The sequence below is a fragment of the Ruegeria sp. BC2 genome, from assembly GCF_056539245.1.
This window is the reverse complement of record NZ_JBQFUQ010000004.1, coordinates 55,960-78,543: the sequence shown is the minus strand read 5'-3', so window position 1 is coordinate 78,543 and position 22,584 is coordinate 55,960. Positions and strand designations below refer to the sequence as shown.

The 22,584-nt window shown below is 59.9% G+C and carries 23 protein-coding genes; 7 read left to right on the top strand and 16 right to left on the bottom strand.

The genetic code is table 11. The features are described 5' to 3' along the window. Positions 1–7: 7 nt before the first annotated feature. Genes ACR0CU_RS15365 through ACR0CU_RS15345 form a run of 5 tightly spaced genes read right to left on the bottom strand, consistent with a single transcriptional unit; the run spans position 8 to position 2,083 of the window. A complete protein-coding gene (locus ACR0CU_RS15365; protein ID WP_170436289.1) occupies positions 8–718 on the bottom strand; it encodes a flagellar hook-basal body complex protein in 711 nt (236 codons plus the stop codon). Beyond that, positions 718–990 carry a flagellar biosynthetic protein FliQ gene (locus ACR0CU_RS15360; protein WP_093963653.1) on the bottom strand — a complete coding sequence of 91 codons (273 nt, stop codon included), beginning with the start codon at positions 988–990 and terminating at the stop codon, positions 718–720. Before ACR0CU_RS15360 ends, ACR0CU_RS15365 begins: the two co-directional genes overlap by 1 nt. Before the next feature lie 3 nt (positions 991–993). Then, positions 994–1,284: a flagellar hook-basal body complex protein FliE gene (fliE, locus tag ACR0CU_RS15355; RefSeq protein WP_170359884.1), complete on the bottom strand. Its 291-nt coding sequence runs from the start codon at positions 1,282–1,284 to the stop codon at positions 994–996. 12 nt (positions 1,285–1,296) lie between these two features. Then, positions 1,297–1,683 carry a flagellar basal body rod protein FlgC gene (flgC, locus tag ACR0CU_RS15350; protein ID WP_170448668.1) on the bottom strand — a complete coding sequence of 129 codons (387 nt, stop codon included), beginning with the start codon at positions 1,681–1,683 and terminating at the stop codon, positions 1,297–1,299. A 10-nt stretch (positions 1,684–1,693) separates the two neighbouring features. Further along, positions 1,694–2,083 carry a FlgB family protein gene (locus ACR0CU_RS15345; RefSeq protein ID WP_170448670.1) on the bottom strand — a complete coding sequence of 130 codons (390 nt, stop codon included), beginning with the start codon at positions 2,081–2,083 and terminating at the stop codon, positions 1,694–1,696. A gap of 87 nt (positions 2,084–2,170) precedes the next feature. Here ACR0CU_RS15345 and ACR0CU_RS15340 point away from each other — a divergent pair, with 87 nt between their 5' ends. The 6 genes from ACR0CU_RS15340 to ACR0CU_RS15315 all read left to right on the top strand — a co-directional run bounded on the left by ACR0CU_RS15340 (position 2,171) and on the right by ACR0CU_RS15315 (position 9,413). After that, positions 2,171–3,508 carry a FliI/YscN family ATPase gene (locus tag ACR0CU_RS15340; protein ID WP_170448672.1) on the top strand — a complete coding sequence of 446 codons (1,338 nt, stop codon included), beginning with the start codon at positions 2,171–2,173 and terminating at the stop codon, positions 3,506–3,508. 93 nt (positions 3,509–3,601) lie between these two features. Beyond that, the gene (locus tag ACR0CU_RS15335; RefSeq protein WP_480643383.1) at positions 3,602–4,441 is read left to right on the top strand and encodes an OmpA/MotB family protein; all 840 of its coding nucleotides are present in this window, start codon (positions 3,602–3,604) and stop codon (positions 4,439–4,441) included. Positions 4,442–4,538: 97 nt separating this feature from the next. Continuing rightward, complete coding sequence (locus ACR0CU_RS15330) at positions 4,539–5,834, top strand: flagellar hook protein FlgE (RefSeq protein WP_170448676.1); 1,296 nt, start codon at positions 4,539–4,541, stop codon at positions 5,832–5,834. 32 nt (positions 5,835–5,866) lie between these two features. Next, complete coding sequence (gene flgK / locus ACR0CU_RS15325) at positions 5,867–7,312, top strand: flagellar hook-associated protein FlgK (protein WP_170448678.1); 1,446 nt, start codon at positions 5,867–5,869, stop codon at positions 7,310–7,312. Positions 7,313–7,314: 2 nt separating this feature from the next. Next, a complete protein-coding gene (locus ACR0CU_RS15320) occupies positions 7,315–8,322 on the top strand; it encodes a flagellin (RefSeq protein WP_170448680.1) in 1,008 nt (335 codons plus the stop codon). Continuing rightward, on the top strand, positions 8,319–9,413 hold the full coding sequence (locus ACR0CU_RS15315) for a flagellar basal body P-ring protein FlgI (protein WP_170448682.1): 1,095 nt from the start codon (positions 8,319–8,321) through the stop codon (positions 9,411–9,413). The genes ACR0CU_RS15320 and ACR0CU_RS15315 overlap by 4 nt, the downstream gene beginning before the upstream one ends. 50 nt (positions 9,414–9,463) lie before the next feature. Here the strand turns inward: ACR0CU_RS15315 and ACR0CU_RS15310 are convergent, their stop codons facing one another. The 7 genes from ACR0CU_RS15310 to ACR0CU_RS15280 all read right to left on the bottom strand — a co-directional run bounded on the left by ACR0CU_RS15310 (position 9,464) and on the right by ACR0CU_RS15280 (position 17,034). Next, positions 9,464–10,108 (bottom strand): DUF1523 family protein, encoded by a 645-nt coding sequence (locus ACR0CU_RS15310; RefSeq protein WP_093963661.1) that lies wholly within the window; start codon positions 10,106–10,108, stop codon positions 9,464–9,466. A 10-nt stretch (positions 10,109–10,118) separates the two neighbouring features. Then, positions 10,119–10,385: a hypothetical protein gene (locus ACR0CU_RS15305; protein WP_170448684.1), complete on the bottom strand. Its 267-nt coding sequence runs from the start codon at positions 10,383–10,385 to the stop codon at positions 10,119–10,121. 1 nt (position 10,386) lies between these two features. Then, complete coding sequence (locus tag ACR0CU_RS15300; protein ID WP_170448685.1) at positions 10,387–11,724, bottom strand: DUF6638 family protein; 1,338 nt, start codon at positions 11,722–11,724, stop codon at positions 10,387–10,389. After that, positions 11,724–12,635, bottom strand: a complete 912-nt coding sequence (locus ACR0CU_RS15295; protein WP_170448687.1) for a hypothetical protein — start codon at positions 12,633–12,635, stop codon at positions 11,724–11,726. Before ACR0CU_RS15295 ends, ACR0CU_RS15300 begins: the two co-directional genes overlap by 1 nt. Then, on the bottom strand, positions 12,632–14,563 hold the full coding sequence (locus ACR0CU_RS15290) for an AAA family ATPase (protein WP_170448689.1): 1,932 nt from the start codon (positions 14,561–14,563) through the stop codon (positions 12,632–12,634). Before ACR0CU_RS15290 ends, ACR0CU_RS15295 begins: the two co-directional genes overlap by 4 nt. Positions 14,564–14,584: 21 nt before the next feature. Further along, the gene (locus ACR0CU_RS15285; RefSeq protein ID WP_170448691.1) at positions 14,585–15,703 is read right to left on the bottom strand and encodes a hypothetical protein; all 1,119 of its coding nucleotides are present in this window, start codon (positions 15,701–15,703) and stop codon (positions 14,585–14,587) included. Positions 15,704–15,954: 251 nt separating this feature from the next. Next, entirely contained in the window at positions 15,955–17,034 is a 1,080-nt protein-coding gene (locus ACR0CU_RS15280) for a coiled-coil domain-containing protein (protein ID WP_170359858.1), read from the bottom strand. 289 nt (positions 17,035–17,323) lie between these two features. Between ACR0CU_RS15280 and ACR0CU_RS15275 the strand changes: the two genes are divergently transcribed. Further along, a complete protein-coding gene (locus ACR0CU_RS15275; RefSeq protein ID WP_170342490.1) occupies positions 17,324–18,799 on the top strand; it encodes an NAD-dependent succinate-semialdehyde dehydrogenase in 1,476 nt (491 codons plus the stop codon). Positions 18,800–18,941: 142 nt separating this feature from the next. On the opposite strand, the gene ACR0CU_RS15270 is transcribed toward ACR0CU_RS15275, so the two are convergent. The 4 genes from ACR0CU_RS15270 to glcF form a co-directional block, all read right to left on the bottom strand. Beyond that, positions 18,942–19,409: an Hsp20 family protein gene (locus ACR0CU_RS15270; RefSeq protein ID WP_170342492.1), complete on the bottom strand. Its 468-nt coding sequence runs from the start codon at positions 19,407–19,409 to the stop codon at positions 18,942–18,944. A 124-nt stretch (positions 19,410–19,533) separates the two neighbouring features. Next, positions 19,534–20,337 (bottom strand): trypsin-like serine peptidase, encoded by an 804-nt coding sequence (locus ACR0CU_RS15265; protein ID WP_480643377.1) that lies wholly within the window; start codon positions 20,335–20,337, stop codon positions 19,534–19,536. A gap of 11 nt (positions 20,338–20,348) precedes the next feature. Next, positions 20,349–21,140 (bottom strand): trypsin-like serine peptidase, encoded by a 792-nt coding sequence (locus ACR0CU_RS15260; protein WP_367647607.1) that lies wholly within the window; start codon positions 21,138–21,140, stop codon positions 20,349–20,351. A 119-nt stretch (positions 21,141–21,259) separates the two neighbouring features. Beyond that, positions 21,260–22,582 carry a glycolate oxidase subunit GlcF gene (gene glcF, locus ACR0CU_RS15255; RefSeq protein ID WP_170448695.1) on the bottom strand — a complete coding sequence of 441 codons (1,323 nt, stop codon included), beginning with the start codon at positions 22,580–22,582 and terminating at the stop codon, positions 21,260–21,262. Positions 22,583–22,584: the final 2 nt, after the last annotated feature.

Below are 22,584 nucleotides of genomic sequence, written 5' to 3'. Positions count from 1 at the left end.
TTTCAGATCAGCGCATCAAGGTCTTCAAGGCGCCGCGGACCCTTTCATCTTCGGCGTCAAGAAAACTCTGACCCAGTTCGTAGGCACGCTGGATTTCGATCAGCCGGGCCACTTGGCCGATGGCGTTGACGTTCGAACCCTCCAGAAAGCGGTTGAGAACCACTGGTTGCTCGACCGGCTCGACCTCGCCTTCCGGTTTGAACAGGGTGCTGCCTTCCCGCACCAACTCGGTGCCTTCCGCGGGCTGAACCACCCCGATCTGCCCCAAAGCCTGTCCATTCGCGCTGAGCGTCCCGTCGCCGCCCACATCAATGGTTGCTGCGTCCGGTGGGATGAAGACCGGGGCCCCGTTGCTGTCCAGCACGCGGTGCCCATCCATCGTCACCAGATCGCCATTGGCGTCCGGTGAAAAGCTGCCCGCCCGGGTCAGACGGTTGCCGGACGGAGTTTCAACCAAGAAAAACCCACTGCCTTCGATTGCAAAATCGAATTGCCCACCGGTTTCCGTCAACACGCCCTGTGCAAAAGACGTGTTGCGCGCCTGAGCACGGCTCATGGACAGAGAGGGGCTGCCGGGAAGGTCCCTCACAAACTCGGAAAACACCAAACCCTGCTGGCGGTAACCCGTCGTGTGCGCATTGGCGATATTGTTCGCGACCAGACGCATTTCGTTCATCAGCCCGGTTTGACGGGACAGGGTGACGTAGGCTGTATCCATCAGCGACCTCCTGCAATCAGCGGAACCAGTGTCGAGGTGAAGAATGTGACCAGCGTCTGCGTCATGAAGCCCATCGAGACCCAGAACACGATGACGATGGCCACCAATTTGGGAACGAAGGTCAGGGTCATCTCCTGGATGGATGTCAGGGCCTGGAACAGGCCCACGGCCAAACCCGTGACCAGCGCGACCGTCAGAATCGGAACTGACGTGATCACGGCAATCCAAAGGGCCTGACGTACGACGTCATAGAACAGACCTTCGCTGAGCATCGTTCAGACCGGCATCCGGAGAATTTCCTGGTAGGCCTCAACGACCTTATTGCGCACCACAACCGCTGTTTCGACCGCAAGTTCGGTCTGAGCCAGTGCCTGCACGAGGGCATGTGGGTCGGCCTGACCAATCATGGCCGCATTGGCGACCTCTTCGCTGTGTTTCAGGGTTTCCGCAAAGTCCTGAAAAGTTGCGCGCAGCCCTTGTGCCGCGCCACTTGTTCCCGGATCCGCTTGGGTGGCCGGGCGGGCATGCGCATAGCTCTGAGCCGCGGTGATCGATCGGATATCCATTCTGGCTTTCCTTTATTTTCTCAACAATTCCATGAGGCTGGCCGACATCTGTCGGGTCTGGTCGAACATCTTGAGGTTTGCTTCGTAACTGCGTTGCGCTTCACGCGCGTCGGCGATCTCGACCATAAGATCGACATTGGACCCTGCGTAGTATCCGCTGGCGTCCGCCATCGGGTGACTGGGATCATAGATCCGGGGCAACGCCCGCCGGTCCAGCCTGACCCGACCGGCCTGAACCAGATCAGTGCCGTCCTTCTGCACCGTCTCGAAAGGAACCGATTTGCGCCGGTAACCCGGAGTATCCGCGTTCGAGATGTTTTCCGAAACATGGCGCAGGCGCGCAGCCTCCGCCCGCAGCGCGCTGGCGGTGACGGCAAAGGACTTGGAGAAATCGCTCATGACGGCCTCCTCACGCCTTGCCCAGACTGGTACGCAGGATCCCGATCGAGGACTTGTAGATGGCCAGCGCGCGGTCATGCTGTCGCTTGACCTCGACCGCATTCAGCATTTCTTCTTCAAGCGAAACACTATTGCCATTGGGATCGACGGCGCCGCCGCGCATATGTTCGGCCCAAGTCATCCCCCCCGGCCCGACACCGTTCAAATGACCTTCGCGGGTCGCGCTCATTGCGCTGGTGGCACTGGATTTTTCAAAGGCTTCCGCGAAAGGCTCAATATCGCGAGCCAGGTAGCCGGGCGTATCCGCATTGGCCATGTTGCGCGAGATGACGGCCTGCCGTTGTCCGGCGTGGGTTGCCAGGGCGTACGCAACTTTAAAGACGTTCAGGTCCGAGAACATCGGGGCTTCTCCCTCGATCAATTTCAATCAAGGCTTAACCCCGATTCCTTTAGAAACCGTTTTCAGAAACCAATTGGAGCCGACGCCATGTGCGACCTCGATCCCTCGATTCTGAAGTACCAGTTCGAACGGCTTTCTCCAGTGCGGCACATGGGTCTGGTCGCGGGTGTTTCCGGTGGGGTGATCGAGGTCGAAGGGCTGGCGGAACACGCGCGCATCGGCGACCATCTGATTTTGCGGCGACGCGACGACCAGCCCTTGGCTGGCGAAGTGTTGCAGGTCGAGGCCGGAGCCGTTCACATGCTGCCTGGCGCAGCCCCTGACGGCGTTCGCCTGGGGGACAGGGTCTATCTTGAGCCGACTCCGGTTTTTGCACCCGGTTTGCATTGGCTTGGTCGCGTGGTCGATCCGTTCGGCAAACCGCTGGACGGCAAACCACTTCTGCCCGGGACGCAGGCCCGCAACGTGATGTCCGCGCCGCCCCGGGCCGTCGACCGCAAACCGCTGGGAGACCGTATGGCCACCGGGTTGGCGATTTTGAACACCCTGCTTCCGATCGTCCAGGGGCAGCGTGTCGGCCTTTTTGCGGGGTCGGGTGTGGGAAAATCAAGTTTGCTGGCAACGCTGGCCAGATCCATGCAAGCCGATGCAGTGGTCGTCGCGCTGGTGGGCGAACGCGGGCGCGAAGTGAATGAATTCGTCGAGACCGCGTTGGGCGCCGAAGGTATGGGGCGCTCGATCGTGGTTGCGGCCACGTCCGACCAATCAGCTCTGGCCCGCCGGCGCTGCGCCTGGTCTGCGATGACAGCGGCCGAGTTTTTGCGGGATCAGGGTCTGAGCGTTCTGTTCCTGTGCGACTCTGTCACCCGGTTCGCCGAGGCGCATCGCGAGATCGCCGTCGCCATGGGTGAGGCCCCGTCCCTGCGGGGTTTTCCGCCTTCGGTCACACCGATGATCGCCGGCCTTTGTGAACGCGCCGGCCCGGGAACCGCCGATCAGGGCGACATCACCGCCGTGTTCAGCGTTCTGGTCGCGGGTTCGGACATGGATGAACCGGTGGCCGACATCCTGCGCGGCGTTCTTGACGGGCATATCGTGCTAAGTCGCGAGATCGCCGAGCGAGGGCGCTTTCCAGCCATCGCGCTCAGCCGTTCGGTCTCGCGCTCTTTACCGGCTGCGGCGACACCCGAGGAAAACAAGCTGATCACCGAAGCCCGCCGGTTGGTCGGAAGCTACGAGCAGTCCGACGTGATGATCAAGGCGGGTCTGTACACGCCGGGCACGGACCCGCTCCTGGATCAGGCGGTTCGCATCCATGACGAGCTTGATGGCTTTTTCGGCAAACTCGATCCGGACGGAGTCCAGAACAGTTTCAACCGCCTTTCGGTCATCCTGCGCCGGGCCAGCGCCGGGATGGTCCAATGATGGGTCGGCAAAGGTCTGAACAGTTTTAGATATTAAGCCGCCCTTAATCCCCGCGCTGTTAATCCAATGGGTGGGTGAAAAAGGGTGGTTTAGATGGGTGCGCAATCAAATGCGGCGCCGATCATCATCAAGAAGAAGCGCGTTTCGGGTGGCGATGGCCATCACGGCGGCGCCTGGAAGGTCGCGTATGCGGACTTCGTGACGGCCATGATGGCGTTCTTCATGTTGATGTGGCTGTTGAACGCAACGACAGAAAAGCAACGCAAGGGTTTGGCGGACTACTTCTCTCCGACAATTCCGATCAATCCCGTTTCCGGCGGGGGCGACGGGGCCTTTGGGGGCGACAATATGTTCTCGGAGAAAACCATGGTGATGGACGGCTCGGGAGCGACGAACAAGAACCCGACCGAGGCCAAGCGCGCGCGGGGTTCGACCGGTGTGGATGCCGATGGCGGCGGGCGCGGCGCGTTCGAAGACTTCTCGTCGCTCGAGGCGCGGCTGCTGGGGCGGTCAGGCGAAAGCATGGTGTCCAAAAAGGCCTTGAAGCATATTGTCACTCGGGTGACGGACGAGGGTCTGATCGTCGAGCTGTTCGATACCGATGATGAGCCGTTGTTCGAGAGAGGTTCCGACTCTCCAACGCAGATGATGCGTGCACTGGTACTGCTGGTTGCACGTTCATCGGACATGGTGACCAATTCCATCTCGGTCGAGGGTCACGTTCATTCCTCTCCGATGGTTCTGGCCCGAAATCCGTCGTGGGATCTGTCGACTTCGCGCGCGCAGGTGGTACGTCAGATGCTTCAGGACAAGGGGGTCGGCGCCAAACGGCTTGAACGGATCACGGGTCATGCAGATCGCAAGCTGGCGGTGGAAAACCCGATGGCGGCCCGCAACAACCGGATCGAGATCGTGTTTCTGCGCAATCCCTGAGATCGGAGGATATCTGGCATTTTACTTGTTAGCGCGCTGTTAAGGCCCAGCGCGTTAGCTGTTGCGGGAACGATTGACGCAACAGAAGGGCGTGCCGATGACAATTTCCTCTTCGCTGAATGCCGGTGTGGCCAGCTTGAAGGCCAACGCGAACAGGTTGGCGACCATATCGGACAATATCGCCAACTCTTCGACCTACGGTTACAAGCGGGTTGAGACGGATTTTCATTCGATGGTGACGTCGGGCCAGGGCGGAAGCTATTCGGCGGGCGGCGTCCGGACCACCAGCCAGCGACTGATCGATCAGCGTGGCTCGCTGGTTACCACCAACAACTCAACCGACCTGGCCGTGCGCGGCCGGGGCATGCTGCCGGTTCGCCCAAGTTCTCAGATTGGAACCGATTCAAACGAAATGCTTCTGACCACCACCGGATCCTTCAGAACCAATGCGGAAGGGTATCTGGTTACCGAGTCCGGACTTGTGCTGCTGGGCTGGCCCGCCAACGCCGATGGGTCCATTCCCAACGTTTCGCGCGACACACCCGCAGCGTTGCAGCCGGTTCAACTCAGCGTCAATCAATTGTCCGGCTCGCCGACCACCGCAATGAACCTGCGCATGAACCTGCCCGCCACGGCCACCGATGCCGGCGCACCTGGTGACACGCAGCCCTTGTCCGTCGAATATTTCGACAATTTGGGCAAACCCGAGAATGTCGATATCGAGCTTGTCCCGACGGTGCCGGCCGCCGGGTCCAGCAACGAATGGACGATGATCTTGCGCGACTCCGCTTCGGGCGGTGCCGTGATCGGTGAATATACGCTGACATTTACGGACAGCAGAACCGCAGGCGGTACCCTTGCCAGTGTGACCACCGTGTCCGGTGGCACCTATGATCCGACCGCCGGCAGCTTTGTCGTCAACGTCGCCGGCGGCCCGATGGAGGTCAATATCGGTCTGATCGGTGACGGCGATGGAATCACTCAACTGTCCGACACGTTTGCGCCGGTTTCGATCACCCGGGACGGATCCGCAGTCGGGACCATGTCCAGCGTTCAGGTCGATGAAAACGGATACGTCTACGCGCTGTATGACACGGGCGTCACCCGTCGGATGTACCAGATACCGCTGGCGGACGTCCCCAACCCGAATGGGCTGACCGCACTCGACAGCCAGACATATGCGCCGTCTCGCGACAGTGGAACTTATTTCCTGTGGGATGCCGGCGAAGGTCCGACGGGCGAATTGATTTCCTTCGCGCGCGAAGAGTCGACGACCGACGTTGCGACTGAACTGACGTCGATGATCCAAACCCAGCGCGCCTATTCGTCAAGCGCAAAGGTGATCCAGACAGTCGACGAGATGTTGCAGGAAACAACCAACATCAAGCGCTGATCTGAACCTGCAAAGCGGAAAGGAACGGCCTCATGAGCATGTCAACGGCCCTGAATAACGCGCTGGGTGGGCTGGGCGCGGCAAGCCGCGGCGCCGCCGTCGTCTCGGGCAACATAGCCAATGCGCTGACGCCCGGCTACGCCAAGCGGACGTTGGAGCTGACCACCAACTCTATTTCCGGCAACGGCGTCAGGGTCGTGGGAATCACCCGCCATCAAGATCCTGTTCTGATGGCGAACCTGCGCGCGGCAACGGCGGATAACGCGGCGGCCTCGGCAAACTCGGAGTTTTATTCGCAATTCGAAGCATTGGTCGGTACCCCCGATGACGGCAACTCGATCGCGGTATCTTTGAGCGCATTCGAGAACAGCTTGATCACGGCCGCAAGCAATCCCGGCTCGGTCGAGCGTCTGGATCTGGCGGCGCGCGCAGCTGGGGATCTGGTTGCCGATTTGAATAAGGCGTCCGACGGCCTCAGCAAGATGCGTTCTGACGCGGACCGAATAATCGGGACGTATGTCGAAACACTGAATACAAACCTGAAAGATATCGAAGCGTTGAATGCCAAGATCCCGGCTGTTGAGAACGCGGGCGGCGATATCAATGGGTTGCTGGATCAACGCCAGGTTCTCATTGACCAAGTCAACCAGCTGGTTCCGGTCAATGTCGTGGCGCGCGACAACAACCGCGTCTCGCTGTACTCCGACGGTGGGCTGATACTTCTAGAAGGATCAGCCGCAGAGTTCGCGTTCTCGGTCACCGGTAATACCAAACCGCACATGACCGTAGGAAACGGACTGCTGTCCGGGCTCGAACTCAATGGACGGCCAGTCCGCACATCCGGTGATTCCGGACAGATCCGCGGCGGCGCTCTGGCAGCCCAGTTTGACATTCGCGACGTGTTGGCCATCGACGCGCATGAGGACCTGGACGCAGTTGCGCGCGATCTGATCGAACGGTTCGAAACTGCCGGCCTGGACCCGACCGCGATGCCGACTGATCCAGGCTTGTTCACCGATGCCGGTTCGCGTTTCGATGCCGCGGCGCCGGCGGGGCTCGCGTCCCGTCTTGAGCTCAACCCGATTGTCGATCCAGATGCCGGCGGCGACAGTTGGAAACTGCGCGCGGGGTTGGGGACCGTTGCACCCAACGACCCCGGCGAGGCAACCCAGCTGCAGGCTTTTGGCGCCGTATTGACCACGCCGCGCCCTGCCCCGGCTTTCGGCACAGGGGCCCTGCGGGCCAGTGAAGTGTCGGCGGCGCTTTTGTCCAAAGCTGGCACCGCTGCCCATACCGCTCAATCGCGCCAAAGTTACGCATCCAACGCGCAACTCCAAATGGAACAGTTAGTGGCCGAGCAAGGCGTGGACAGTGACACCGAATTGCAGCGCATGATGCAGATTGAACAGGCCTATGCCGCCAATGCGCGGATCATCACCGTTGTCGACGAATTGATGGATTTGCTGCTGAGGATGTAACCATGACCTTAAACTCGATTGGTGATCTGGCCCGCGGTCTGACCTTGCGTGCGCGCAGCACCGAGATCAAAACGCAGATCGAAACCCTGTCCTATGAGATGTCTACGGGTCAAACCGCTGACATTTCTGGGCGTCTCAGTGGCGATTACTCGCATCTGCTGGACCTGGATCGAAAAATTGCACAGCTGGACGCCTTCTCTACGGCGACCGCCGAGGCAAATCTGTTTGCTGATGCCACTCAGATCAGCCTCGAGACATTTGAGACCTCGATCGGCGAGGTTTCGGCTTCTCTGCTCGCGTTTGGGACGTCCAACCAAGCGACTTCGCATGCTCAGGCCTCGGCTCAGGCGCGCAACGAACTGGACACGATGATTTCTTCACTGAACACGCGGGTCGGTGGCCGCAGCTTGTTCGCGGGAACCGCCACGGACACCTCTCCGTTGAAGTCGACGGACACGCTACTGGCTGCTCTGCGAACCGAATTGGCAGGGCTGACAACCCTGACCGATATTCGCCAGGCGACCGACGATTGGTTCAATGACCCTGCCGGATTCGAGGCAGTCATGTACAACGGGTCCAACACGACCCTCGCACCAATGCAGATTTCGGAGACCAAGCGGGTGAACATGCCGTTCACGGCCAATGATCCGAAACTTCGGGATGGATTGCGCGATGTCGCGCTTGCGGCCTTGGCGACGGAGGGCGCGCTGGGATGGCCACCAGACCTGCAGACTGCCTTGTTTACCGATCTGGGCGTGGCTCTGGCCAACACCAAAGATGACGTCGTGACGATGCGCGCTCAGATCGGAGCGGTGCAAGCCCGCATCGAACAGGCCGAAACACGAAATGCGGCGGCCAGGACCAGTTTTGAATACGCGCGCAACGAACTTGTCGCCGCCGATCCCTACGAAACTGCGGCACACCTGCAGACCGTGCAGTTCCAGCTCGAAAGCCTCTATTCGGTCACTGTCCGCAACTCGACCCTATCATTGGTGAATTTCCTGAGATGAGACTTCTGGCCTTCCTTCTGATCATGCTGCCTTCGGTGGCGGTTTCCGGGGCTGTCCGGCTCAAGGATCTAGTGAATTTTGACGGTGTGCGCGGCAATGACCTCGTGGGATATGGCCTTGTCGTTGGACTGAACGGAACCGGTGACGGGCTGCGCAATTCTCCGTTCACCGAAGAAATCATGTCGAACATACTGGAACGGTTGGGTGTAAACGTCACTGGCGAGGACTTTCGCCCCAAGAACGTCGCCGCCGTTCTTGTCACCGCCACCCTTCCGCCCTTTGCGAGGGTGGGCGGGCAGATCGATGTGACCGTTTCGGCGATCGGAGATTCCAAAAGCCTGCTGGGCGGCACGCTCGTCATGACACCGTTGAACGCCGCGGATGGGCAGATCTACGCAGTTGCGCAGGGCACCGTTCTGGCAGGTGGTGCAGTCGCCGAGGGCGACGCTGCATCGGTTGTTCAAGGAGTCCCGACATCCGGTGTCATCCCCGCCGGGGCCCGGGTCGAGCAGGAGATCGACTTTGAATTGTCAGGTCTTTCCCAATTGCGGTTGGCCCTGCGCGAGCCGGACTTTACGACCGCCGGTCGGATCGAAGCGGCCATCAACCGCGAGTTCAATCGCGCCGTTGCGGTCATGCGCGACTCGGGCACGGTGGAATTGAGCATCCCGGAAACGCGGGCCCCTTCCACGGCGCATGCGATCGGCTGGATCGAAAACATCCTGATTGAACCTGAAACCAAAGCGCGGGTGGTTGTAGATCAGCGCTCCGGCACGATCGTCATGGGGCAGGAGGTCCGAATCTCACGTGTCGCGGTTTCCCAAGGCAACCTGACACTTCGGGTAGAGGAATCTCCGATCGCCGTTCAGCCCAACCCCTTTGCCAGAGGGGAGACCGTTGTTGTGCCGCGAACCATCGCAGGGATTGAGGAGGACGCCGGCACCGGGTTGGCAGAAATACCCGAAGCGACAACGCTGTCGCAGGTGGTTTCCGGCCTGAACGCGTTGGGCGTGTCCCCGCGGGATATGATCGACATCCTCAAGACCATCAAAGCCGCCGGGGCCCTTCATGCCGAGTTTGTCGTCAGATAGCGAGACGCCTAGCCGGGTAGCCGATGGTCAAACTGGTTTCCGGTTCTGGTCTATTTTGACTTCCAACTGTCCAGCCAGCGCCGGAAGCTGGACCTTCGTTCGTCGATCGCATCCCCAGCGGCGTAGAGACCATCCTCGACGCTTTCAAGCATGGGGTCGATGCGGGCTTCGCGGAACCTGCGCCAACGCACCCAAAGCGCCCAGACGATGGCAAAAAAAACGGTCAGGAAAATGATGTTGAACCAGGGAATGATGCGGACATCCGGTCCTTCGACATGTTTGATGAAGATGGCATTCGGGAAGATCGACAGAAACTCGTTGCGCCAGCCGTAGTGGGTCACGACAACCCAATCCGGATCATCCTTGTCCGAGATTGCGTCGTTGGCTTCGGTATAAAGGTTGGCGGTATCGAACTTAAAATAGGGTGGCCAGCCCCAGCTGGTATCTTCGTTCCGATAGACGATCGGCTTGCCGTTCGCCCGCACGGCTTGGATGAACTGCACATCGCGGTTCGAAAGGCTGGTCGACTGATCATCGGGCTCGGACCAGAAAATGCGGGTCCAATCCGTCAGATCCTGCCGCTCTTCGTAGGTGTTTACAATGCGGACAATGTCGTGCTGCGGCAGCGAGTATTGCAGGATCGCACCCAGCGTGATCCAGAAAATCAGGATGAACGCCCATTTGATGTAGACCATTCCCAAAACCTCACATGTAGTTCACGACATAGATCAGCGCGGCGATCGCCACCCAAGGCACGATATAAACACCCAGGATCAGTTTGCGACGGAACGAATTGTCATAGACATGCAATCCGCGTTCGACAAAGGCTTCCTTGTTGCCAGTCTTGCCCTTCTCCTCCCACCACGTCTCAAGCTTTTGCCGCCGGACGCGACGCGAGTAAAGTGACAAGGCAAAGTAGGCAATCGTCTGAACGACAAGCAAACCGAGAAACAGGCGCGTTGCTCCGAACATATCACTCTTTCCTTACCGCGCCCCAAGGGCCGACCCGTGCGATCACCGCCTCGCTGACCCGGTCCTCGCCACTCATGTCGGGTTCATGCCCGAACAGTGCGGCGCGGGCCCCGGCCTTGTCCACTTGATATTCACGGGCAAGAAACTCGGCCACATAGGCCTTTTTTGGTTCTGCCCAGCCACCATAGGTGCGGTAGAACAGTTCCTTGTGGCAAATGAACATCTGGCGCGGGTCCAGCGGGGCAAGTTCGGCCAGCAGCATATTCACAAGATCGCGGTTCGGGGTATTGGCGGCGCGCAGCGAATAGAAATAGGCCGGATGATCCGAGGTGATACGCGGCCAAGGCCCGCCATCTGTCGCCCAGCGCAACAATTGCGCGAGGCCATGATAGGCTTCGGGCAAGCGATCCGCGTGATTGCGCGCCAAACGCCGCATGTCGCTGCGGTCCAGCCCGGTCAGATCAATGCCCGCATCCGCGGCGGCGTCAACGGTCAGAAAGTCCATCTTCTGTTGCAGGATTGCGGCGGCATCCACGCCGCGGGCCTTGACGATCGGCTCAACCAGATCGTTGTAATTCAGAAATTTGGCAATCTGGTTTCGCTGCGACGGATCAAAGACATATTTGATCGGCAAATCCTCTGGCCTTTCACCCATGCAGATCACCGCCGGGTGATCCAGATCCGGGAACAGATACATGCCGCCGAAATGCGCCGTCCAGAAGTTGCGCTGCTCAAACGTCGTATGGCGCAGGCGGACCGCATTGCGGGTGACGTCGCCGGTTTCCTTGGCCGTTTCGATCATCTTGGCGATCAGTACATCGTCGAACCAGGCGTCCTCTTTGGTTTTGAACTCTTCCACCATGCCCGCCAGTTGCTGTGCCTTGCGCAGGGTGCCGCCGACCGTGTCGGCCTCAATCTCGATCTTGCGCAGGTTCAGCAGGTCGCGCGGCGTGGTAAGTTTGAAGACCGAGTTCACCAGCTCTCCGGCCACTGCGTCGGTGGCGGTCAGGGCGAACAGCTGCGCCTCGTTCATCTCGATGAATTCACGCAGGATATCGCGCGAGGTTGAGAATTTGACGTTCAGCAAAGGCGCGCGTTTCTGTTCGGTCGTCAGCAGGATGAACTGCCGGTTGACCCCATTTGGGTTGAGGTAAAGCGGGTCGTCCAGCTCAATCCCCACCTCCGGCGAATAGCCCGAGATATCGACATGAAAGTCCGTCAGCGCCGTGGTCTTGCCCGCCAGATGCTGCAGCGCGCGGTTATACCGCTCGACCAGAGCCGGGCTGGAGATGTGAACGAGGTTGCCGAACATCAGGCCTTGTTCGATGAGGCGGATCATCAGTTTCTCCGAGGTCCAAAATCTGCCCAATACTCGGGTTTTTCAACTTCGCGCGCTAACGCAGCGATATTTGAAACCATCCAAGCATTGCAGAGGAGCTTTTTATCTTGAGGCAATTTATCGTATTGTGCATCGAGTAGTTTAAGAGCGTCAAAAAGGCGCCGAAAGTCATTCCGCATCATAGGTAATCTCTCTGTGTAGAGAACACAGCCTGTCAACTCCCTTGCCCACTTTGCAAACTCAATAAACAGTCTCGACATCATGTCGTCGGTGCTTTGCTCATCAGAAAAGGCTGAATAGTCAAAGTAAATGTACTTTGTTTCTGCACCTTCGTACTCGTCCAGTCTCACTAGCCAATCAACACCTTCCCAAGCATCACTGAGCAACATTTTTCGAATTTCTAAGAGTAACCTATCGAATGTCGCCGAGGCTCTTTCCTCCAAGAGTGCGGTATTCTGCTGTCGCGCCAGATCGGCCTGCTCAGCTGCCGCCAGAGCCAAATTTTGCGCGGCTTCGCGTTGCCCCATCATTTCTAGTCTTGTCAGTTCAAGCTCCTTTCGTTGCGCAGCGAGTTCTTTTCCTTGCAATAGAACCGTCACAACCAACCATAAGAACGCTAAACCACCAGCAAGGCCCGCAAGCGTGTCTCCGATTTCGTTGGCAGGAGCATCCATCAGAACCAAAAAACGCATCTCGCACATCTTTTCGCCGTCTATAACTTTGCATGTACCATCAAGGGCAAAGCCGATGACAACTACGAGAAAGATTGCTGTCGTTGCCAATCCGAACTTGATCAGCCCATCGACGCCCGACCAATATCTGTGAGCGTAGCGCTTCAATACGTCGTCAGGTTTGTCGTCTATGGTCCACCAAAGATAGGCGAAAACAATCCAAACTGCTGGACGGCTCACCCTTTCCCCTCCAGATACCGCCGCTTGGCCTCTTCCATCCGGCCCATCTCGCGGACGGCGTTTTCGATGGCGACCTCGTCGATCTTGTCGGCATATCGGAACTCGCTGTCGGCGTAGCGATTGATCTCCTGGATCACCATGTCCACAGTGATCGGCTGGCGCAGTTCCTCGATCATCGCTTTCTTGGTGTCGTAGTCGCGGAACAGGAACAGGTCGGGGTTCTCCATCCACTCATCCGGCAGTTCGAAATCCATCGCGCGGACCTTGACGGCGTCGGTGATGTTCTTGATCGCGCGGCCGGTAAAACGCTCGTCCGCCTGCTGGATCGCCTTGAGGTAGGTGCCCAGCTTGGCGATGGTGTCCATCTGGCCGATCTCACCAGAAACACGCTCATAGACCAGCAGCAAAGCATCCTCATGCGGGCGCGAGTGGCTTTCGAAACTGGCGGCGACGGCCTTCTTGATTTCCTGCGCGGCATAGGCGTCGTGCTCGCCCAGCGGGATGTCGTGGTTGCGGCCCATCAGCAGGTGCAGAATGTCAATGTAATCCTCACGCGTTTGCGGGCCGTCCACCAGAAACCGTGCTCCGGCACGCTGGCGCAGGGCGTCGTCCACATTCTCGGGGTAGTTCGAGAACATGCCAAAGGTGCAGTTGCCGCGCACCACGGTGTTGGCGCCGGCAAAGCTCTCCATCAGCACGGCGGTGATTTCCAGCTGGCCCGCGCTGGACTGCCGGTCGCCGCGTTTGCCCGCCAGTTGGTCGATATCGTCGATGGTGCCAAAGCCGATGACCGAGGGGTCGATGATCGTGTTGATGAACGCCTTGGCGTTCTGGCCGGATTTGCCCTGATAGCTGTCGATATTGTCGGTGCTCAGGTTCTGATAGCGGAACGGATAGCCTGCATTCTGGCAATAATCATTGATCAGCCCGGCCATCATCTGGATCAGAGTGGTCTTGCCGGTGCCCGGTTTGCCGTCGCCCATGAAGGTAAAGATAAACCCGCCAAGCTCCGCGAACGGGTTCAGGCGACGGTCAAAATCATAAGCCATCAGCATTTTGGCCAGCTTCATGGCCTGATATTTGGCGATATGGTTGCCCACCACCTCGTTCGGTTTCTTGAACGTCATGGTGAGCGTGGTGGATTTGGCTTTCGACGCGGGCTCAAATCCCCGGATCGTCAGATCGTCGGCCTCGATATGCCAGGCGGCGTTCTGGAACGGGGCCAGATGGCCAGCCGTTTGCGCGCGCAGAGCAGCTTTTTCCATCAGTTGCTCTGCATAGGCACTGGTGGCCGCGATCAGATGGGCATCATCGGGCGCGTGCTTGGCCAGAACCTGATCCAGCTCCCAAAGGGCACCGTGCAGGGCGAGTTGGCCGTTGTCTGTCAGGACCTCATCGATTTCACCGATTTCGACCGTGGTCTCACCCAGATGCGAGGACATCAGATAGGCCAACGCATTGCCGAAGGTGTGCAAGGTGATCAACGCTTCGGCGGTCAGCAGATCCGAGAATTCGGTCTTGCGCGCGGCGGCAAGATCTCCGGCCAGATTCGCGCGTTTCAGATCGGCCAGCGGGGTCTGGTCCGCATAGGTTTCGGCCAAGGCAAGAGCGATGGCAATCGCCCGGCGGATCGCCTGCTGTGTGGTCGCCTGCGGTGGGGACACCAGCGCGTCGCCGTCATCCGCGGCCTCGATCCGTTCGACCAGATGCACCCCATCGGCCCGCGCAGTGCGGCGGGTTACCAACCCCGGCGTGGTCGACCGGAACCGCCGCCCCGTCGACACACCCGGTGACCGTTCGACGGCGGCCTCGGCGGGTTTGGCTATGCGCGGCGCATGCTCGAACCCGTTCAGCAACGCGGTGGCGGCAGGATAGTGCTTGCGAATATCGTCTTCGCGCAATTCCATCTGGTCTGACGTCAAACTCATTTCAAAATCGCCTTTGTATTATCAATATCGCAACACCTGCCCGGACTTGCTGACCACAAACTTGCGCACATCCGCAAAGCCCGGCGGATTGCGTTCGGCCAGAACCTGGAACGGACGCTGGGGAAGAATGATCGAGCGCTGGGTGCGTGTGGCCCCGGTCTCGGCCCCCTGTCCGCCGAAGGGGTCCAACGCAAAGACCTCGCGCTCGACGGTCGAGAACCATCCGGCGCGTTCTTCGATGACCTCTTCGCTGCGCAGCTCTTCGGTGGTCCAGGCCAGAGCCCAATCCTGCCCCTCGGGGGCTTGCGCGTCCTCCAACACCTGCCGCAGGGGGCCGGATTGCTCGGTATAGGCCGAGGAATACATCGGACCCACATGAATGCGGCGCAGGTGTTTGGGGTGCAGGTCGTCGAAATCCTGATCGAAGCCCTTGGCGATGGTCACCAGTTTCAACCCGCCAAGCGACTGCGCCATCAGATGCGCCTGCACTTCGGGCCAGCGGTGTTGATCCTTGGGCAGGGCCGTTTTGCCGCTGTCCTCCAACTGCATCAGGTAGATGACCGGCAGGTTGATCTGGCTGTCATAGACCGCCCAATGAATCAGGAATTTCCGCCGCTCGCCCTCGGTCTCGATCCAATGGCACTCCGGATCATTGCGAGCCCAGAACAGCTGACCTTTCAACAATTCCTCGTAATAGAGCCTTTGAGACAGAGCGAATTGCAGCTTGGTGGGGATTTCGCGGTCGCTGATGATGGTCCGCACCATCTCGGTTTTCAGGTCCTCTTCCGAGGGCATATTCGCCAGATGTACCTGCGCCTGCTGCGCGTCATTGGCCATGGTCAGCAGTTCGGCCGCCACCGGAAACCCGCTGTCGCGCTTGTCCATGGCCAGACTGCCAAAGAACCGCCCAGTGTCGCGCCCGACCAGCAGGTATTTCATGCTGAGCGCCCGGAAGGTGTAGAGCAGCCCCGAGAGGTACCGCGAAATGATCCGCACCTCTTGTTTGCTGATCGCGCCTTCCGCCTCCATCGTCGCGGCCACGCGTAGGAGGTGTGCGGTGATCACCTCGAATTTGCGGAAATAGCGGCGCGAGGCGAAGGTGTCGGTCAGGCCAACATGGTCTTGGGTTGGGTTACTCATTTAGCTTATCGACCAATAGAAGGAATACCTCGAATGCCAACCAAAGTGCGCCCCAGACTGCGAACACGGCTGAAACTCCAAATGAGCCGAGCGCGAAGACCAATGGCACGAAGAACATCATCAATCTCAGATCGGGACCAAGGTATGCTGGAATCAATTGGGTCAGGTACCCGAACAGGATGAGAAGCGCCCCAAAGAGCGCAACGCCCACCGCTGAACTTAGCATCTTTAGCGGCGAACGGATTGAGTCCTCACCCCCCATACAAGTTCTTATCATGCTTCTCGACAATCGACGCAAACCGACGGGCAAAGCGTTCGTCCGCCTTGGCCTTTTTCTCCAGCACGTCGCGGGCAAAGACCATGTGGTCCTCATGCGCCTCAAGCATGTCGGCCATTTTCTGGTTGGTCGCTGTGCCGATGGCGGCCATGGCGGTTTGCGCCTCTTGATCGGTCTGCACGCCGATCTCGTTGATGCGGTGGGCCACGTCCTGCTGCTGCGCGGTTTTCAGCGATTTGGTCAGGGCGTCATACAGCACCACGCGTTGCTGCGTGTCTGTCTGCAGCTTGTTGATCAGCACCATCTGCGTCGCCGCCTGGTTCTGCAGTGAATCGACCCAGGTCTTGCCCTTTTCGATATAGCGCTCCAGCGTCTGGGACTTGGCCAGCTTGACCTGCTCTTCCTGAACCTTCGCGTTGTACTGCTTGTTCAGCTCGGCCAGTTCGGTTTCGAGCTTGGTGCGCGCGGCGGCGTCCTGCTCGACACTGATCTTGTTTTCCAGCGTGATGATCGCCGGGTCCATACCCTGAATCTCGGTACGCAGAGCCTCCAATTCGGCCACGGTGGCCTCACGGTCATCCAGCGTGACGGTCAGGTTGTTCTCCACCTTCACGCGCTGCTCTTCAAGCACGGCCAGTTGCCCTTCCAGCAGCTTCACAATCACGTCGGATTTGGCGATCAGGTCCTGCAGCTTGTCGTCGATATTGGCTGAGCGCATCCGTTCTTGGCGCATGGACTCGGATTTACCCTTCGAGAAGATGCCCACGAACGATTCCCACCCGGTCTTCGAGCGCATTTCGTCGAAATCCTTAGAAAACGCGCTGGTGACGTCGTCCAGCCCCATGATCAGTTCGGCGATGTTCGCGTTCATCACCTCGGTATGGGCGTGCACGTCTTCAAGCGTGGCATTTTCGATGTCGATATCCGCTTCGGCCGTTCCGATCTTGGCGCGTGCGGCCTCGATCCGCGAGGTCAGCCCTTCGATCTGCGACTGGCTTTCGCGCACCTTGGCCTGGGTTTCCTCGATCAATGCTTCGAATTGCTGGTTCGACATCTGTCCAATCCTTGTTTTTCTTATCTACCCAACAAGATAGGAAATGTTATAACGATTTACATCCCCCTGGGTCTCTCAAATCACCGGAACTTTGGCAAAACCCTATCGAAAAAGATAGGCGTCAAAACCAACAGCTGGCTGGCTTTTGATGCTTTCCGGCCCTTGCATCGCACGCCGATCTATTTTTTGATCAAATCTGGATTGATTGACGCCCCCGGGTGGCCCTAGACATGTTCTGCGCCACCTGATTGGGTACGCGCAAATTCTTTCCCTGCCCGGAGGCCGACCCATGCTGGATACCACGACCGACCTGAAATCGCTTTTGAAGAACCCCGACCTTCTGGTCACCAAGGCCTATATCGGCGGGCAATGGGTCGATGGGGACAACGGCACCTTTGCCGTTACCAACCCGGCCCGCGGCGACGTGATCGCCGAGGTCGCGGATGTCAGCCGCGCCCAGGTGGCCGGTGCCATCGCGCAGGCCGAGGCCGCACAGAAGGAATGGGCCAAGCTGACCGGCAAGGAGCGCGCCGCGATCCTGCGCCGGTGGTTCGACCTGATGATGGAAAACGCCGAGGATCTGGGCAAGATCCTGACCGCCGAACAGGGCAAGCCCCTGGCCGAGGCGGTGGGCGAGATCGCCTATGGCGCCTCCTTCATCGAATTTTTCGGCGAAGAGGCCAAGCGGGTCTATGGCGAGACCATCCCCGGCCATCAGCGCGACAAGCGGATCATGGTGCTGAAACAGCCGATCGGGGTGGCGGCCTCGATCACGCCGTGGAACTTCCCCAACGCGATGATCACGCGCAAGGCAGGCCCGGCACTGGCCGCTGGCTGCGCCTTCGTCGCGCGCCCGGCCACCGAAACGCCCCTGTCGGCGCTGGTGCTGGCGCTGCTGGCCGAACAGGCCGGCGTTCCGGCGGGCGTGTTCAACGTGGTGCCTTCGTCACAGGCCAGCGAGATCGGCAAGGAGTTCTGCGAGAACCCCGGCGTGCGCAAGCTGACCTTTACCGGCTCGACCGAGGTGGGCCGGATCTTGCTGCGTCAGGCCGCGGACCAGGTCATGAAATGCTCGATGGAGCTGGGCGGCAACGCGCCGTTCATCGTGTTCGACGACGCCGATCTGGATGCCGCCGTCGAAGGCGCGATGCTGTGCAAATTCCGCAACAACGGCCAGACCTGCGTCTGTGCCAACCGCATCTATGTGCAGGCCGGTGTCTATGACGCCTTTGCCGCCAAGCTCAAGGCCGCGGTCGAGGCATTGAAAATCGGCGACGGCCTGTCCGATGGCACAACGACCGGCCCGCTGATCAGCGACGAGGCGGTGGCCAAGGTGCAGGAACATATCGCCGATGCCACGGCCAATGGCGGCGCGATCCTGACCGGTGGCCTGCCGCACGATCTGGGCGGCACCTTCTTCCAGCCGACGATCATCACCGACGTGACCCAGGACATGAAGGTCGCGCAGGAAGAGACCTTTGGCCCGCTGGCGCCTCTGTTCAAGTTCGAGGACGAGGACGAGGTCATCGCCATGGCCAATGACACGATCTTCGGCCTCGCCTCGTATTTCTACGCCAAGGATTTGAGCCGCGTGTACAAGGTGGCCGAGGCGCTGGAATACGGCATCGTCGGCATCAACACCGGCATCATCAGCTCGGAACTGGGCCCGTTTGGTGGTGTCAAGCAATCCGGCCTTGGCCGTGAAGGCAGCCACCACGGCATGGAAGACTATCTCGAGATGAAATACATCTGCATGGCGGTCTGATCGGACGGACCATGAGACAAGGGCGCCTCTGGGCGCCCTTATTCCTTGCAACCGTCATGAAAAAACCCCGCGTCCGGAGGAACGCGGGGTTGTGCGACAACCGAGGGAGGAGACGATTATCGCCGCTTGGGCGGTCTCAGCCTCAGTTCACGGGCTTGGCGTCAACCACGTCCTTTTCGATCGCCTTGGTCGAGGTGATCTCGATCCGGCGCGGTTTCAGCGCTTCGGGCACCTCGCGCTTCAGGTCGATGTGCAGCATACCGTTTTCCAGGCTGGCGCCGGTCACGCGGACGTGGTCGGCCAGAGCAAAACGACGCTCGAAGGCGCGGGTGGCGATGCCGCGATGCAGATAGGTGCGCTTGGTGTCTTCGGTGGCTTTCTTGCCGGCCACGACCAGCGCGTTTTCCTTGACTTCGATCGTCAGGTCATCTTCGGCAAAGCCGGCGACTGCGATCGAAATGCGATACGCATCGGCATCGGTTTTTTCGATGTTGTACGGGGGATAGCTGGGTTGTGACACTTCGCTGGTCATGACCCGGTCCATGATGTCGGCAATCTGGTCAAAGCCGACGGTTGCACGGTGCAGTGGTGCAAAATCAAAGCTACGCATGTTCGTTATCCTCATGTTCAGAGCGATTTACGAGTTTTGCCCTCCGATTGGACGGGCGTTGGTGATAGTCGGACCCCGGTTTGGCTGCCCGACACACATGAGATGGGAAAGGATCTGGCTGAGTTCAAGACCCGCCGGAGCTGATGAATTTCGCGCCCGAGCTGGACTTGCCCGAGCCGACCTGCAGCCGCCGAATCTTGGCCTTTGGCTGCGGCGCATCCCGCCGCATGATGGCCTTGAGGTCCGAGACGACCCCCTCAAGTTCCATGCCGAACCCGACCTTGCGACGGCCGTCGGTACCAACCGCAGATACCACAGAAAGGATCTGCCAACGCGGCCCGTTGCGGGCCAGAATGGCTGAACCGGAGGATCCAAACGTGACATCGCAATTGAAGGTAATCAAACCTTGGCGCCGCTCCAGAATCCGGCAGGACCGCTGGCGCGTGATTGCCTCGGATCGGCCGCGCCCGTACGAAGCGATGCTGATCTCATCCCCGGCGACCCGGCCACTGTGCAATGCAAATGGGTTGGCGACGGTATACGGGATCGGTTGATCCAGTCGCATCAGGGCGACATCGACCCGGACCATCTCGGGTGACAGGCCAACCCGGGGGTCATAGTCGGGAAGGACGGCGATCTGCACGACCGTGCCTTCGGCAAGCGCATGTCCATCGCTCAGACCTGCGCGAAAGGTGACTTCGCCGGGTGCGTAGGTCCGACCGGTGGCCTTGTCCGTCGCACAATGGGCTGCGGTCAGGACAAGATCCTGCGCGATCAGCGTGCCGGTGCAGAACGAGCGGTCTCCGATGTCCAACCGCCCGATCGCCTCCCAACCATACAGGTCGTCCCGATCGGTCAGCCGGCGCTTGCCACTGTCCTGGGCCACCGCCGACGCAGCAATCCCGGCCAAAATCAGAGCCAATGTCACGATACGGCAGGTCATGGCCGGACAAACCTTGCGCCAACGTTCTTCCCAGGCTCGATCGTCTTGCCGGAGGCGCCAAATCCATTCCCTGCGGACAGCTCGGTGCGCAGCACCTCCAGCGACTCTTCCAGCGCTGTTCCCAACGATACCCGCCGGCCTTCCAATTCGGCCTTCGCGGACACAACCGATACGATCCGGGGGTGATCCCCTGAGAACGAGAAGATCGGCGCGCCGGACGCACCCAAATCCACGTCACAGGACATGACCAGCACCCCCGATTGCTGCGCCATGACCGAGCAGACCTGTTGCAGCGAAGGGGCTTCCGCGCGGTTGTGGGCGTACGAAACCACTCCGACATCCTCGCCACGCGTTGGCCTGTAGCCGGTTTCAAACGGGATCACGGTCGTATTTCGAATCGGCTGCCACAACTCGATCAGCGCGACGTCGTGGCGCACACGGCTGACGGATGCGGCGCGGTCATACTCGTACTCCGGATGAATGACCGCCTGGCGCGCTGTGCGATAGGCCGATGCGCGGCCGTGTCGCCACCCCGCCAGAAACTCGATTTGGCCCGGATCAATTCGTTGGCGGGTCGCTTGGTCGAACAGACAATGCGCTGCGGTCAGAACAAGCGTGGGTGAGATCAACGCACCGGTGCAGAAGCCGGTGCCGTCGATGTTCAACCGTCCGACCGCCATCCATTCGCGCCCGGAATCCGAGGTTTCAAGGCTTTGTAGCCCAGTATCCTGCGCCGTGGCTGCCAATGGCAGAACACATAACGCTATCGCCCTGATCCATGTGCGCACGCGGTTCTCCGGCATGAGGTATCGGCCAATCTACTTACGCGTGGCGTTTGGCGAAAATAGGGCAAAGCCGGACCGCGCCTAATCCGCACCAGACTGATGCGTCGGCGCATCAGGCCCGATCACCGCAGGATCGGCACCGTATCCGCAGGCTGTCCGTCCCGATCCAGCGCAGGGGGCCGAGGCCCGCCCGTGGCCCAATCCAACAGCTCGACCGTATGCACGATGGGCAGTCGGGTGCCCGACCCGATCTGCATCATGCAGCCGATGTTCCCGGCCGCGATCAGATCGGGGTTCTTGGCCTCCAACGTGCGCACCTTGCGCTGTTTCAGCTTCGCCGAGATCTCGGGCTGCATCAGGTTGTAGGTGCCCGCACTGCCACAGCACAGGTGGCTGTCAGCGGGTTCAACCACCGTGAACCCCGCCTTTTTCAGCAGGTCCTTGGGATAGGTCTTGATCTGCTGCCCGTGTTGCAGCGAGCAGGCCGCGTGATAGGCAACCGTCAACCCCTTGTCGTCACCCTGCGGCAAGTCCAGCTGCATCAGGATCTCGCTGACATCCATGGCAATGCCCGACACCCGGGCCGCGTCCTCGGCCAGCGGATCGTCGCGGAACATGTGCCCGTAATCCTTGACCGTGGTGCCGCAGCCCGAGGTGTTGATGACGATCGCATCCAGCCCCTTGCCGTCCATCTCGCGGGTCCAGGCGCGGATATTGGCGGCGGCGGTGGCATGGCTTTCGCGGGTTTTGCCCATGTGATGGGTCAACGCCCCGCAGCAGCCGGCGCCCTCGGCCACAACGACCTCGCAGCCCAGCCGGGTCAGCAGGCGGATCGTGGCATCGTTGATGTCGGTGTTCAGCGCCTTTTGCGCACAGCCCGTCATCAGGGCCACGCGTTTGATCGCCTGCCCCTTGGGCGCAAAGCTTTGGGGGTCGTCATTGCGGCTGACCGGCGGGATGTGTTTCGGAGCCATGTCCAGCATCGCCCGCAGGCGCGCGTCGGGCATCAGAAAGCGGAACGGCCGCCCCAGCTTGGCCCCGATCAGCGCCCAGCGGAACCGCATCGGATAGGGCAGGATCCGTGCCAGAACCCACCGCAGCGCCCGGTCCGAGAAGGGGCGCTTGTAGCGGTTTTCGATATATTCGCGGGCGTGATCGACCAGATGCATGTAATGCACCCCCGACGGGCAGGTAGTCATGCAGGCCAGGCAGGACAGGCAGCGGTCGATATGCTTGACGGTCTTTTCATCCGGCACACGCTCGTTTTCCAGCATGTCCTTGATCAGGTAGATGCGCCCGCGGGGGCTGTCCAATTCGTCGCCCAACACCTGGTAGGTCGGGCAGGTGGCGGTGCAGAACCCGCAATGCACGCAGTTGCGCAAAATCTCGTTTGCGCGGCGGGTGCCGGGGTCTTTCAACTGGTCTTCGGTGAATGTGGTCTGCATCG